Raw genomic sequence first — 14,354 nt, 5'->3', positions numbered from 1 at the left:
TTCGATCATAAACTAATCCATCGTAACACGTTTATGCATCTGCTGAACAGTGTTGCTCAACGCACCGTTAAAGGATTGAAACCTTACTGTCGTGTATCTTGATTCAGAAAATGGACGTTTGTTATAAGTGTACTGAAAGGATGTTTTCTCTTCCATCTTCAGCGGAAGCAGCTTCGTGCGGTCGATAACGAGCTCATACTCCGTGGCCGCCTGCATGGTCGAAAGCATGGCATCAAGCTGGCTGCGCGATCGTGCCAATTCCTCCATCCATTCTTGGTGAAAAGGCTTATCTTTGGAAGGCATGTTTGCTCCAAGCTGATCTAGCTGCTGCCGCAAACGCTGTTCCCATTTCTCCTTTGAAACCTTTGCATTCTCAGTAATCAACAGCGTTACGGTTTCCTCATCATTGCTGCCGTTTACGATCCGAACCTCATCATTGGACTGATTCAACGTCTCAAGCACCTTTACTGGATTCCAATGCATCGTTTCCTGACTATTCGTCTGCAATGTCAACTGCTGATGATCCACGACCTTGCCTTCGAACACTTCCGGTTTAAAAGCTAGACCACCGTCTGTCTTTATGCTCATCGACCCTGTAAAATCATATTGATCCGTTGCGGCAAGCCCCGAATAAGACAAAGACAGCCATTCCTCAGGTGATCGATGTTTACCCACATTTCCGCAACCGGCAATCGAGAGCATGAAAACAAGCGTGACCACGATTACGCTAATTGCTTTCTCTTTTTTCATATGCTTACCTCCCGTTCAACATATTCTATAGTAGCGTCCCTAACCTGCAAGCTCATTATTCCAAATAGGAACAAAAAAAAGGATGCTGCAATTAGCATCCTTCTCTTTATAATGTTCATGATTTTAGTTTTGACCAACAATGATGCAATTTCTTCCATTATGCTTAGCTTCATAAAGCGCCATATCTGCACGATAAAATAAAGACTCAACGCTTATTTTCTCATCCTCAAACTTCCATTCGGATACGCCGCAGGATACGGTTACGACAGGATCCGTTTCCATCTCCACATGCACCCGTATTCGTTCGGCGATGCGGTACGCTTGCTCAGCCCGAATGCCTGGCAAGTAAATCGCAAGCTCTTCACCGCCCCAGCGCGCGGCAATATCTCCCTGCCTGATCGATCCTCTAATAATATTGCTCACTTGTATGAGTATACGATCGCCAACTTGATGTCCATACGTGTCATTGATGCGTTTAAACAAATCGATATCCACAAGAATAAGTGAGCCGAATGGATCTTTGCGCTGACGGTTTTGAATTTGTTCATTTAAATAGTGGCGAGCATGCAAGCCAGTTAAGTTATCAGTTATAACCATCCGGCGCACTTCAGCGTGCAATGAAGCATTCGTTACAGCAAGTCCAATGTGCGTGCTCATCACTTGAAGCAATTTATAATTATCGTAGGAGAAAAAATTTGGCGCTTTATGTGTAATTAGAATAACGCCAACGACCTCTCCATCAACCATTATGGGTGAGGCGATAAGCGATCTTGAACCAGTATTATCCATAAGCTTGGACGTTACCACACGAGTATGCCAGTAATCGGATATGATCATCGGCTCCTTGGTTCGATAAACCATCCCGCAAAACCCATAATCGGGCAAAAACTGTTCGCTCGTCAGGGAAGGAAAATTACTGGACATGACGATGAATTGATTTTGTTCTTTGTTAAGCTGCAAAACACAGCAATAATCCGCATCAAATATCGTTAAAAGCTCTGTGGTAGCAAATTGAAAAATTTCTTTGAGCCTAAGCGACTGGTTTAATCGTTTCGTAAGCTCATTAATTAGTCGCAGCTCATTAATAAGCAGATTAGACTGCTCATACAGCTTCGCATTCTCGAAGGCTGATCCCGCAGTATCCGCCAGCAGCAGGAAAGCAGGCAAGTCTGCTTCATCCCATTTGCCTGGACCTATATACAAACAAAGCACACCATACGCGGCTTGTTTGCCGTTCATTGGAACAGCCAGCCTAAGCGTACCGTCTCTGTCATGCTCCGTAACCGATTTGCCATTCAAAAAAGCCTTGGTGACGAGATCATGCTCCAAGTTTTTGAAAACAAGCGGCTTTACACGCGGATCACCATTTAAGTGGTCCTGCGACAAATACAAATGAACTTCCGAGTTTGGATAAAGCTGTTCAAGGCTGCTAAGCAGTTCCGATAGCACCGATGCAACATCGATTTGATCATAAAGCCGTTTGGCTGCTTGAAACAAAGAATCTCTTCTATTTGCTTCCTGCTCAGCCCGCTGCTGCTGCAGAAGCAAATCCTTGACATAAAGCTGTTCAAACTTATGGTAAAAGCAGCTGCGAAAATGCAATGAGCACATTTGAAGCTGCGCAATGTCCTTCTGATAACCAATTGGAGACACATAAGCAAGAATACAAAAAACAGCACCATCGCCTCGCCTATGAATAGGCACTGCTGCTGTAAATAAATCATCTGCTTCATTATGGCAAGATAAACCGCTGCTTAAAACGCTTTGGACAACCTTTGCAAGCGCAGCATCGCGTTTCTCGCAAGCCTCAGCGTCATAAAGACCTTCAGATGAGATCTCTTCCGCTTCATTATTGAATAACACAAATTCACCAGACTCAAATGAGGCTAATCCTGATGTTTCACTTACCCACTGATTGAAACTGTCTTGGAACAATGGTGATAGCAAGGGCTTGTCCGCATCGCTAATATCTTCGCTGATGAACCAAATCGGTTGTGACTCTGCTGATGTATCCACAATTGTTGATGTTTTACGATATGCAAAATTGCTATTCATTCGATCAACCATGCAGCCCCAACCCTTCCATCTGTCAACCAAGGTGATGAGCTTCCTATTTTCACTTAATATTACAATCATCATACTCCATTTTTGAGAAATTTGCACTACTATGTATTTAAAATATAGGTCTTTCGATGTGTTTCAAACATCATTAAATTTCCTTAGTGAACCTTGACAACAGCTATCTATTTCATATATTATTTATTGATGAATAGATGGGCGTACGGTTTTGTGTCACCCTCATGAAATACGTTCACTATAGGCCAGCGGCTGACTAGCCTATCAGGGACGAGCTTGCTCGAACATTGAACGTATTCGGCGAAACACAACCCCATTCACAAATTTATTTGATGAAGGAGTTAATATTACGTATGTCACGTTATACAGGACCTAAATTTAAACTAAGCCGTCGCCTTGGAATCTCTTTGAGCGGAACGGGTAAAGAACTTGCAAAACGCGCTTTTCCACCAGGTCAACACGGCCCTAACCAACGCAGAAAAATGAGCGGTTACGGCGTTCAATTGCAAGAGAAACAAAAGCTTCGTCACATGTACGGTTTGAACGAAAAACAATTCCGCAACTTGTTTGACAAAGCGGCAAAAATGAAAGGTAAAGCCGGTGAAAACTTCATGGGCCTCCTTGAAAGCCGTCTTGACAACCTCGTTTACCGTCTTGGCCTTTCCAACTCCCGTGCAGGAGCTCGTCAGTTGGTATCACATGGTCACGTAACTGTAAACGGCAAGAAAGTGGATATCGCTTCTTACAGCGTTTCTCTTGGCGATGTAATCGGTTTGCGCGAGCGCAGCCGCAGCCTTAGAACAATTAAAGAAGCAATGGAAGGTCGTCATCACCTTCCGAACTACTTGGAGTTCAACGATCAAGCAATGGAAGGTAAATTCCTTCGTCTGCCTGACCGCGGTGAGCTTTCCCAAGATATCGACGAGAAACAAATCGTCGAATTCTACAGCCGTTAATAAACAAAAAAACCTTGAACCAATTGGTTCAAGGTTTTTTTCTGTTTACGCTGCCTTACTTTATTGTTCAGGAAGCTTGATTACAGCAGGAGCAGCAGCAATATCAACCGGCTTGCTAGGTACTGCAGGTAAATTACTGCCTCTATTCGTCAGTCCTTTAATGATTGCATTCACGTCGATTCCCGATACGCTCTTCAGCATCTCTGGAGCAGTAGACATTAATGAAGTTACATAATTGCTTATACGAGCTGCCCCTTCGCCATTCCCTGTATCAACGACAGTAAGCTTATCAATGTTGCCGATAGGATCGGCAATTTTGCCAGCCAGTTCAGGAAGCATTTTTACGATAATATCAAGAATAGCAGCTTCTCCAAATTTCTCAAAAGCTTCAGCTAGCTTCTCTTTCGCTTCCGCTTCTGCTAAACCGCGAAGACGAATAACGTCTGCCTCCGCTGTACCTTTCGCTCTTTCTGCTTCTGCAACAGCTAAACCATCCAAACGTTTCTGAGTAGCATGTGCCTTGGCTTCCGCTTCAATACGGTATTGCAGAGCGTCAGCTTCATTAAGGAGCTTCGCCTTGTTCGCTTCCGCCGCTTGTACAACTGCGTATCGGTCTGCATCGGCTTTTTTCTTTACTTCTGCATCATACTGCTTCTCACGACGCAATATTTCTTTTCCTTCCAGATCGATCTCACGTTCTTTACGTACGAGTTCAACCTTCATTTGCTCTTCGACTACGTTTTGCTTAGCACGTGCTTCATGAATCGAATAAGCCTGATCCGCTTCCGCTCTTGCTGTATCTTGGTCACGTTTAAATGTCGCAACCTTCATTTCCTTTTCTTTCTCTGCTTCCGCAATGTTGGTATCACGCACAAGCTCGGCCTTTTGACCGGCCTCAGCAGCAAGTGCTTTCTGAATTCTAGCATCCCGAATCGCTTCAGCTTCCGCAATCTCAGCATCTCTTTTGACCGCAGCAATTCGCGGTTTACCTAACGCGTCCAAATATCCATGTTTATCGCGCAAATCCTTGATCGTGAAGGAAACGATTTGAAGACCCATCTTTTTCAAATCCTTAGCTGCAACCCCTTGCACCTCTTGCGCAAATTTATCGCGGTTGCGATATACCTCTTCCACTGTCATTGAGCCAAGAATTGCGCGCAAATGTCCTTCCAATACTTCCTGCGCTTCACCCTTGAGCGCTTCGGTAGGCTTGCCTAGAAACTGCTCTGCCGCCGTCGCCACATCTTCAACCGCACCGCCAATTTTAATGATCGCTACACCGTCTGCCATGACTGGTACGCCTTGCTCTGTGTATACCTCCGGCGTCGATACATCCAGCTTATGGGACAATAGCGATAGAAACTCAGCCTTCTGGAATATCGGCAGAATAAACGCGCCTCCGCCTCTAATGATTTTCACTTTGCGCCCAGATTCATCCGTGCTTGCATTTCGGGAGCCTAGAAATGATCCCGTTACGAGCATCGCTTCGTCTGGACTAACTGTTTTGTAGCGCGCCCAGAAGGCAAGACCTAATATAACAAAAACGCCAACTACAATAGCAGGTATAACATAAATATCTTCCATTGAATTTCCCCCTTATGCTGCTTCAATTAAGATAGATTTACTTCCGATACATACAAAGTGCTGTCCCTTACCTCAACCACGACAACCTTGGAGCCGCTTGTAATTTCAACGCCTTCGAAGCTAGCTGCAATTTGATTCGTAAATCCAGCTCCCACCTTAACCATCACTTCACCATAACCCTTCGCAGAAATGGGGACCAGCACCTCCCCGAGCTTGCCCGACAAATCATTAAGCGAAAAAGCGATCGAATTCTCGCTTTGCTCCATCGGCTTAATGTAGAGAAAGAAAACAGCTACTGCAGCTGTAAGTGCGATGAATAAGGCAATCATCACGATGGCTGTTGAACTAAAGGCAGTATAGCGTCCGAGTAGGATCCCTGCTCCGCCAAAAGTGGTTATCCCGCCTACTAGCGCAGTCGGCGACAGCCATGAATGACCATCTAAGGATAAAAAATCGAGTGCTCCATCGAGTGCTTGCCCGATCAAATCCCCAAAAATAATACTTACGAGCGCATAAAGGATTCCTCCGACTAGACAAGACATAAATAGCGTCTCCAACTCTCTCCTCCTCCCTTAGTATCCATAACCTGTTAATGCTTCCGTTATTTAATACGTTGAAAACGCTCTTTTGTTTCTAAAAAAATAGAACTTGTTGAATTTTATCATTTCAACAAGCTCTAATATACCAATTATGTTAATTTAATTTTTATAAATTTACGTTTTCCAACTTGAAGCACGTCGCCATCCTTAGGAGAAATATCCGCGTTAATATCAGTTATCTTCTCTTCATTTAGACGTACAGCCCCTTGCTGAACGCTTCTTCTCGCTTCACTGCTCGTTGGCAGCAAGTCAAGCATAGTGAGCAGCTTCACGATACGAATTTGGCCATCTTCCAATTGTTCCGCAGTAATCGATACCTCTTCGATATCATCAGGCAGCGCACGCTGTTGAAATACGGTAATAAAATGATTTTCTGCCGCTTTCGCTGCCTCTTCGCTATGGTACATTCGTACAAATGTCGCTGCAAGCTGCATCTTCGCATCACGAGGATGCACAGAACCATCTGCCAGTCCACCTTTCAATGCCGCAAGCTCCTCGTTGCTTAAATCGGTAGAAAGCTCGTAATATTTGAGCATAAGCCTATCTGGAATCGACATCGATTTGCCGTAGATTTGGTTTGGCTCTTCATCTATACCGATGTAATTGCCCAAGCTTTTGCTCATTTTATTTACGCCGTCCAACCCTTCGATCAAAGGAGTCGTAATAACGATTTGGCCCGGTTTATTATATTCCTTCTGCAAGGTTCTGCCCATTAACAGGTTAAATGTCTGATCCGTGCCTCCTAGCTCCACATCGGAATCAAGAGCTATGGAATCGTATCCTTGCATCAGCGGGTAGAAAAATTCATGAATGCTGATCGGCAAGCCGCTCGTGTACCGCTTTGTAAAATCATCACGCTCCATCATGCGTGCAACCGTTACTTTCCCGGCTAGATTTACAACATCCGCAAAGTTAAGCAGTGCAAGCCATTCCGAGTTGTAGTAGAGCTTTGTTTGCTGTGGATCTAATATTTTGTAAATTTGTTTTTGGTATGTTTCCGCATTCCGCTTCACATCTTCTTCCGTCAATTGCTTCCTCGTTTCCGATTTGCCCGTTGGATCGCCGATTCTGCCTGTAAAATCACCGATAATCAGCTGAATCTGATGACCGAGTTCCTGAAATTGACGAAGCTTGTGAAGAACAACCGTATGGCCGATATGAATGTCTGGCGCTGAAGGATCAAGTCCTAGCTTTACATTTAATGGCCTTCCTGTTGCTACAGCATTCGCTATTTTATTTTTCAAATCATCCTCTGGTACAATCTCCACAACACCGCGGCGAATGACAGCCAGCTGACGCTCGACCTCACTTTTCTGCTCGCCACTTAAACTTTCCCACTTCACCATAGAACTTTTCCTCCTTTGTATGCGTCTATATAGACATAAAAAATCCTTCCAGCCCCAAGGGACGAGAAGGATTAGCTCGCGGTACCACCCTCGTTAGAGTACTCCTGCCTTTTTTTACATAAAAAAGAGGTACTCTCACTTCGTTGTTGATAACGGAGACGGGCTCCGAAGTGAACTACTACGGCTGATTCGACTGCCCCACAGGCTTTTTTGCCAAAATGTGCAGAGGATTGTCAGTATACGGTTCCTTCACTTAGCTCCAGGCGGTAATTCAACAAGCGGCGCATACCGGTTTCCACCACCCACCGGCTCTCTGAAAGTACGATTCGCTGTCTACTCATGCCCTTCAAAGCATTGATTAGATAAAACATTATTGAATTTATACCATAGCCATGCTGTGAAGTCAATGCAAGGAAAGAATGCGTTACTTTAGCGATTTATGTTATAATAGGTGTGCTATTTGGAGGAGGAGTCATAGAAATGCAAGAAGATCGTCAACCTGCGCCAAACAAAAGAAGCAAATGGCGTACATTTGGAATCGTAACTTTTATAACAGCTAAATGGATGGTATATTTCGGAATCTTCATCGGATTGCTTGCCGGTGGAGCAGTAACTGGTTATGTGGCCGCGCTTGTGAAAGACGAAACCGTAAGGCCTCGATCCGTTATTGTAGAGAAGATCGGCGAAAATGCCATCACTGGATTTGTTTACTTCAATGATGATTCACTTGTCGGACAGCTAAGAACGTCAGAGGACCGAATGATTATTACATATGATGATTTACCGCCGCAGGTTATTACTGCCGTACTTGGCATTGAGGACAATAACTTTTTGGAGCATCATGGCGTAGACATTAACGGCCTTGGACGTGCAGTAAAGCAAAAGCTTCTAAATGAAGATACGCAAACGGGCGGAAGTACGCTTACTCAGCAGCTTGCGCGACGTGTATTTCTAAGTTTGGACAAAACAGATAGCCGTAAAATTAAAGAAATATTTTTATCGCTGCGCATGGAACGTTATTTAACGAAAGAAGAAATTTTAGCAGCTTATTTGAATAAGGTTCCGTTCGGAAATGGTTCCAGCGGGTACAATTTGTTCGGCATTAAAGCAGCTGCCAAAGGGATATTTGATATTTCGGATCTAAACCAGCTGAATATCGCGCAGTCTGCCTATTTGGCAGGTCTACCGCAAAGGCCTTCTGCCTATACAGCGTTCACAGGTAAAGGTCAATTCAATGAGGCGGGCTTTGAACTCGCGCTTGGACGTCAAAAAACAGTGTTGAAGCGGATGTTCGAGACTGGGCGGATTACTCAGCAAGAGTACGACGAAGCGTCCAAATTCGATATTAGGAAAACGCTGGCTAAGCCAAAAGAAAAAGCTTATACAACCTATCCTTATCTCATGCTTGAAGCAGAACGTCAAGCAGCGGAAATTATGCTCATGGCGCAGGATTCTACTCTAACAAAAGCAGACCTTCGCAAAAAAGAAAATGCTCCGCTTATTGAGGAAGCACGCGATCATTTGCTGCGCGGCGGCTACCATGTCTATACAACCATCGACAAGGATGTCTACCAGCTCATGCGTGAGATTGGCACTAATGATGAGAATTTCACGCCATACAGCGAGAAAAAAGGGCTGGAGCAGATTGCTGCGATCATGCTCGATCACAAAACTGGCGCTATCGTGGGGATGCTTGAAGGCCGAGACTTCTATGAGGAGCAATTAAACTATGCCACTCAGATGACAAGGCAGCCAGGATCAACGATGAAAACATTGGCGGCATACCTTCCAGCTATTGAAATGGGTATCATTCAGCCCGCGAGCATAATTGACGATGCTCCAATTGTCCTGAAAGATGGCCAAAAGGGTTTCCATATCCCAATGAACGTAAACCGTAAGTTCGCGGGTCTAGTAACGGCGCGTGAGGCATTAAACCGTTCCTTGAACTTGCCTGCTTTGAAAATTTTCAATGAGGAAGTCAAAATTGAAAATGCTTGGGAGTTCGTTAAAAAACTAGGCATTACAACGCTGCAGCCGCAAGATGCTTATGCACAAACCGGTGTAATTGGCGGTCTAAGCATCGGCGTATCGGTTGAAGAGCTTACGAATGCATACGGCTCGATTCCGAACAAAGGCGTTTTCAATGATGCTTATATGATTCAAAAAATTACAGATGCAAACGGAAAAATTGTATATGAACACAAGCAGGAACCAAAACGAGTGTTCTCCGAGCAGAGTGCCTTCTTGATGACGGATATGCTGTCGACTGTTATTTCAAGCAAAAGCGGTTCTGCCAACAAATTGAAATCACAATTCGATAAGTACGGTGAAATTCCTATTGCCGGTAAAACAGGCTCCACACAAAGCTACGGTGACGTGTGGTTTATGGGCTTCTCGCCAGATATTACGCTAGGCGTGTGGGCCGGTTATGAGGAACAGGTCAACTCCCTATCCGAGGTCGGCAAAACGCGTGCTCGTTCCATCTGGGCACTCATTATGAATAAGATGGCTGAGAAGAAGCCGGAAGTATTTGTCACCAAAGAATTTGAACGTCCATCCGGCATTGTCAAAGCTACGGTGTCGAGCGCTAGCGGATTGCTTCCAAGTCAATTAACGAAGCAAGCAGGCATGCTTGTTACTGACTGGTTTAACAAGAAGGATATTCCTAAGAAAACAGATGACGCGCTCGTGAAGATGGCTTATATTTCCTTCAATGGCGTTAACTATGTTCCGAACCCAGCTACTCCTAGCGATATGATTAAGGAACAAATCGTTATTAAGCGTAAAAAACCGCTGGATGTTCTTATGGATGAAATTAAGGCAGCGCAGGAGAAACTTCCGGCAAGCAGTCGTCGTCCACTTGATATTTACCTTCCTGCGGATGCAGAAAACAACGCGCCGTCTAAAAAAGACCCTCGCGTTGATGATGGAGCAGCTCCACCGCCTCCGGCAAGTGTTAAGCTGCAATCGTCGGATGGCGTGCTCATATTGACATTTAATGATAGTACTGCTGCTGATGTCGTTGGTTACCGTGTGTACCGTTCGGTTAATCAAGGGCCTTATGAGAAGCAAGGTGAATCCATTGTTGTCGGTGCAGACAAACGTATGAAGGTGTATGCATCCAATGCTCAAAACTACACTTATTACGTAACAGCGGTTGATGTCGTCGGCAAAGAGTCAGCACCTAGTCAAATAGTACAATATGGAAGCACACCGAGTACCCCTCCACCGACAACAGGCGGAGACAACTCAAGCGGGAATGGAAGTGGAAATGGTTCTGGCACAACAACAGCACCTTCCACTCCTACTGGCTTGCAGGCTGCGAAAACAGATCTAAGCGTACGATTAACTTGGGCGGCTAACAGTGTGTCAGACCAAGTGACGCAATATAATATTTACTATAGTGCAAACAACGATGGTCAATATTCCAAGATCGGATCAACCTTGGAAACAAGCTTTGAGTATGTTGCGCCGCTTATCACAGGTTCCTTCTATATAACCTCTGAAAACGCGAAAGGCGAGTCATCACCCTCCTCCAAGCAAACGATCAGCTAGAGGTCACAGAAAACGAAATAGGCAGCAGCCTCTCACGAGGCTGCTGCCTTTTCTTTTGGGAATTTACTATTTAGAAAATAAATATAAGAGAAGCATTCTATTTATTATTAAATGACATAAGATGAATCCGTTTCAAACAAACGGCTTATTTGCTCATAATCTTCTCTGGATAGACGCCACTTGGTTGCAGCCGTATTTTCCTCCAGTTGCTTAACCGTCTTCGCACCAGCGATCACACTCGTTATTTCCTGCTTATACACTAACCAGTTGATAGCTACCTGGCTTAACGGTTTCTCGATGGCTCTAGCAATTCCAGTAAAGGTTTCGATGATGACAATGTTTTTTATAAATTGTTTATCCGAAAATAATGGATTAAGCTGCGCGCGAACATCCGTTTTGGGCAGCCTCGTCAAATAATTAAATTTCCCCGTCAACAACCCCTGAGCTAGCGGACTATAAGGAATAAAACCGATTTTTTGCTGCTTCGCATAGGGTAACGCTGCATGTTCAACATCGCGCTGGAACAAGTTATATGGCAGCTGCAAAGATACAATATTGCTAACGGACTGTGCTGCAACTAATTGCTGAACGTTAAAGTTTGAAACGCCGATATTCCTAATTTTCCCTTCAACGACGAGTTGATTTAACGTTTCAAACGTCTCTTCAATCGGTGTTTTGCCGCTGGGATCGGGAAAATGAACTTGATACAAATCAATATAGTCCGTATTTAATCGCCGCAGGCTCTCCTCTACCTCACGAATTATATTTGCTTTGGATACATTTATACTAAACTGCCCTTGATCGTTCCAGATGAGGCCAGCTTTTGTTGCGATAATGACATGCTCCCTTACTGGCTGCAGCACTTTACCAAGCACTTTCTCGGAATGTCCCAGCCCATAGGATGGAGCGGTGTCATAGAAGGTGATCCCCTGCTCATATGCACGACGAATGACAGCCTCAATCTCGTTATCATCGACTTCTCCCCAGCCTGCTTTCCCAGCAGCCCAAGCTCCGAACCCGATAATGGATGGATAAAGCTCGCTATTGCCTAATTTTCTCTTATCCAACAAGCGAACCTCCTTTACTTAATTATTCCTACCCGATTACTTGGAACTAACATAATTATAATGGTGTCTGCATGAAAGTCAACCCATTTTTTTCAAAATGAACCAGCTGCTTAACTACCACTCGACAATTATGACTTGACAACTGTTTTCCATCTCCTTATGATAAAAAGCATTCATTATTGCGATAAAATTCCATATTCCCAATTAGGAAGGAAATAAAAACAATGACTAAAAGACGTATTGATCATGTTGGCGTTATGGTAAAAGATATTGATGCTTCTATTTCTTTTTATACTGAAATTATTGGCTTTGAGCTTAAAGGAAGAACGCCTCATACGAATGGAATTATTGAGCTTGCCTTTCTTGGATTTGGCGGTTCCGACGAAACCGAATTAGAATTAATTCAAGGTTATAATGACAACCTTCCAAGTGAAGGCAAGGTGCATCATTTTGCAGTGACAGTAACGGATGTCCATGCGGAATTTGAACGTTTAAAGCAGCTTGAAGTGACCTTTATCGATGAAGGCATCACTGTACTGCCGAACGGATACCAGTACTTTTTTGTAAGTGGACCTGACGGTGAGCGAATCGAGTTATTTCAGCGTTAATGAATGCTCGAATAAAAAACTAAAAAGAGGATAGCCCCTGATCTGATCAGGAGCCATCCTCTTTTTCATGTTTTGATTAGTCTTCAATTGTGGACAAATCGCCTGTTGGCAGGTTCAGTTCCCATGCTTTCAGCACTCGACGCATAATTTTACCGCTTCGTGTTTTGGGAAGCTTATCCTTAAACTCAATTTCTCTTGGTGCCGCATGGGCGGATAAGCCTACTTTTACGAATTGTGAAATCTCAAGCTTTAATTCGTCCGAGGCCACATAGCCTTCACGGAGCGCAATAAAAGCTTTAATGATTTCTCCGCGCATCGGATCTGGTTTACCAATGACCCCCGCTTCTGCTACAGCCGGATGCTCAACCAGCTTGCTCTCAACCTCAAACGGGCCTACTCTCTCGCCTGCTGTATTGATTACATCATCGATACGGCCTTGGAACCAGAAGTAGCCATCTTCGTCCATATAGGCGGAATCTCCAGAAATATACCAGCCTTTAAGATAAAAATATTCTTCATATTTAGAAGGATTATTCCATACCTTGCGCATCATGGATGGCCAAGGCACATGTATTGCTAAATTACCCATACGATATGGTGGCACCTCATTGCCGCTATCATCGATAATAGCAGCTTTCACGCCTGGCAACGGCTTGCCCATCGATCCTGGCTTAATATCCATACTTGGATAGTTGCAAATCAATTGGCCGCCTGTCTCCGTCATCCACCATGTATCATGAATGCGTTGGCCGTAAACCTTCATTCCCCATCTTACGACCTCTGGGTTAAGCGGCTCGCCTACGCTTAGAACATGCCGCAAGCTTGTAAGATCAAACTGCTGTGATATTTCGTCACCTGCACCCATTAACATACGGAATGCCGTAGGCGCGCTATACCATACCGTAACGCCGTATTTCTGAATAACGCTATACCAATCGCTTGGACTAAAGCGTCCGCCTCGTATGACGTTTGTAGCGCCGTTAAGCCACGGTGCAAAGATGCCATAAGAAGTGCCAGTAACCCAGCCTGGATCTGCAGTGCACCAATATATATCATTTTCTTTCAAATCAAGTACTATTTGACCCGTATACATATGCTGAATCATCGCATTTTGTACATGGTAGACACCTTTTGGCTTGCCGGTTGAGCCGGAAGTATAATGCAAAATGAGACCATCCTCGCGCTCCAGCCATTCAATTTCAGCCTCGTCGGACGCTGCAGCCATCTCTTCTGCAAAATCAACAATGTTCTCTTCCTTTGCTAAATCCTTGCCGAATACGATTACATGCTTTAAATTCGGCAGCTCATCTCTCTTAATTCTTTTGAGAAGAGCAGGCGTTGTAATAATAGCTGTAGCTTCGCTATCCAAAAGTCTGTCCTTTACCGCTGTCTCCATGAATGCTTCGAATAACGGTCCAACAACCGCGCCGACCTTCAAAGCACCAAGCGCGCTAAAATAAAGCTCCGGTGTTCTCGGCATAAAGATGAAGACACGCTCGCCTTTGGATATGCCAAGCTTGCGCAAGACGTTTGCAAAACGATTGGATTGTTTGCTCAGTTGTTCGAAGGTGTAGGATTCATCCCGCTCGCTATCGCTATAGTAAAGGGCGATTTTATCGCCTTTTCCTTGCTCGACATGACGGTCAATGGCCTCATACGCCATATTTACTTTTCCAGTTGTGTACCAGCTAAATTGACTTTCGATTTGACTCCATTCAAAGGAATTAATCGCTTCTTCATAATTCGGTAAGTTCGAATTTTGCGCAGTCGCTGGAATTCGTTCTTGATGTAAGTTGATCATACTATCACTCTC

At 44.4% G+C, this 14,354-nt stretch carries 10 protein-coding genes and 1 other annotated feature; of the genes, 3 read left to right on the top strand and 7 right to left on the bottom strand.

The features are described 5' to 3' along the window. Positions 1-12: 12 nt before the first annotated feature. Positions 13-750, bottom strand: coding sequence for a hypothetical protein (locus BK120_RS14610; protein ID WP_076268244.1), 738 nt, complete (start codon positions 748-750; stop codon positions 13-15). A gap of 123 nt (positions 751-873) precedes the next feature. Continuing rightward, positions 874-2,847: a sensor domain-containing diguanylate cyclase gene (locus tag BK120_RS14605; RefSeq protein ID WP_256710895.1), complete on the bottom strand. Its 1,974-nt coding sequence runs from the start codon at positions 2,845-2,847 to the stop codon at positions 874-876. Between the two features lie 332 nt (positions 2,848-3,179). On the opposite strand from BK120_RS14605, the gene rpsD reads away from it, so the two are divergent. Then, a complete protein-coding gene (gene rpsD / locus BK120_RS14600; RefSeq protein ID WP_054028044.1) occupies positions 3,180-3,782 on the top strand; it encodes a 30S ribosomal protein S4 in 603 nt (200 codons plus the stop codon). A gap of 60 nt (positions 3,783-3,842) precedes the next feature. Here rpsD and BK120_RS14595 read toward each other — a convergent pair whose 3' ends face one another. The 3 genes from BK120_RS14595 to tyrS all read right to left on the bottom strand — a co-directional run bounded on the left by BK120_RS14595 (position 3,843) and on the right by tyrS (position 7,308). Continuing rightward, positions 3,843-5,366 (bottom strand): flotillin lipid rafts scaffold protein FloT, encoded by a 1,524-nt coding sequence (locus tag BK120_RS14595; protein ID WP_076268243.1) that lies wholly within the window; start codon positions 5,364-5,366, stop codon positions 3,843-3,845. Between the two features lie 26 nt (positions 5,367-5,392). Then, a complete protein-coding gene (locus tag BK120_RS14590) occupies positions 5,393-5,923 on the bottom strand; it encodes an NfeD family membrane protein (RefSeq protein ID WP_179089804.1) in 531 nt (176 codons plus the stop codon). Positions 5,924-6,054: 131 nt separating this feature from the next. Further along, entirely contained in the window at positions 6,055-7,308 is a 1,254-nt protein-coding gene (gene tyrS / locus BK120_RS14585; protein WP_179089808.1) for a tyrosine--tRNA ligase, read from the bottom strand. Between the two features lie 57 nt (positions 7,309-7,365). Beyond that, positions 7,366-7,670, bottom strand: a binding site (T-box leader). A gap of 121 nt (positions 7,671-7,791) precedes the next feature. Here tyrS and BK120_RS14580 point away from each other — a divergent pair. Continuing rightward, the gene (locus BK120_RS14580; protein ID WP_076268241.1) at positions 7,792-10,866 is read left to right on the top strand and encodes a transglycosylase domain-containing protein; all 3,075 of its coding nucleotides are present in this window, start codon (positions 7,792-7,794) and stop codon (positions 10,864-10,866) included. A 107-nt stretch (positions 10,867-10,973) separates the two neighbouring features. Here the strand turns inward: BK120_RS14580 and BK120_RS14575 are convergent, their stop codons facing one another. Then, complete coding sequence (locus BK120_RS14575; protein ID WP_076268240.1) at positions 10,974-11,933, bottom strand: aldo/keto reductase; 960 nt, start codon at positions 11,931-11,933, stop codon at positions 10,974-10,976. Between the two features lie 224 nt (positions 11,934-12,157). Here BK120_RS14575 and BK120_RS14570 point away from each other — a divergent pair, with 224 nt between their 5' ends. Continuing rightward, positions 12,158-12,541 carry a VOC family protein gene (locus tag BK120_RS14570; RefSeq protein ID WP_076268239.1) on the top strand — a complete coding sequence of 128 codons (384 nt, stop codon included), beginning with the start codon at positions 12,158-12,160 and terminating at the stop codon, positions 12,539-12,541. 76 nt (positions 12,542-12,617) lie between these two features. On the opposite strand, the gene acsA is transcribed toward BK120_RS14570, so the two are convergent. Then, entirely contained in the window at positions 12,618-14,342 is a 1,725-nt protein-coding gene (gene acsA, locus BK120_RS14565; protein WP_076268238.1) for an acetate--CoA ligase, read from the bottom strand. Between the last annotated feature and the right edge of the window lie 12 nt (positions 14,343-14,354).

Source organism: Paenibacillus sp. FSL A5-0031 (assembly GCF_001956295.1).
Taxonomy (GTDB): domain Bacteria; phylum Bacillota; class Bacilli; order Paenibacillales; family Paenibacillaceae; genus Pristimantibacillus.
The sequence above is the reverse complement of the archived record's forward strand: the minus strand, read 5'-3'. Positions and strand labels throughout refer to the sequence as shown.

Excerpts from the sequence above, each read along its gene's own strand:
- BK120_RS14610 (WP_076268244.1), bottom strand. The coding sequence starts at position 750 with ATGAAAAAAGAGAAAGCAATTAGCGTAATCGTGGTCACGCTTGTTTTC.
- rpsD (WP_054028044.1), top strand. The coding sequence starts at position 3,180 with ATGTCACGTTATACAGGACCTAAATTTAAACTAAGCCGTCGCCTTGGA.
- BK120_RS14595 (WP_076268243.1), bottom strand. The coding sequence starts at position 5,366 with ATGGAAGATATTTATGTTATACCTGCTATTGTAGTTGGCGTTTTTGTT.
- BK120_RS14580 (WP_076268241.1), top strand. The coding sequence starts at position 7,792 with ATGCAAGAAGATCGTCAACCTGCGCCAAACAAAAGAAGCAAATGGCGT.
- BK120_RS14570 (WP_076268239.1), top strand. The coding sequence starts at position 12,158 with ATGACTAAAAGACGTATTGATCATGTTGGCGTTATGGTAAAAGATATT.
- acsA (WP_076268238.1), bottom strand. The coding sequence starts at position 14,342 with ATGATCAACTTACATCAAGAACGAATTCCAGCGACTGCGCAAAATTCG.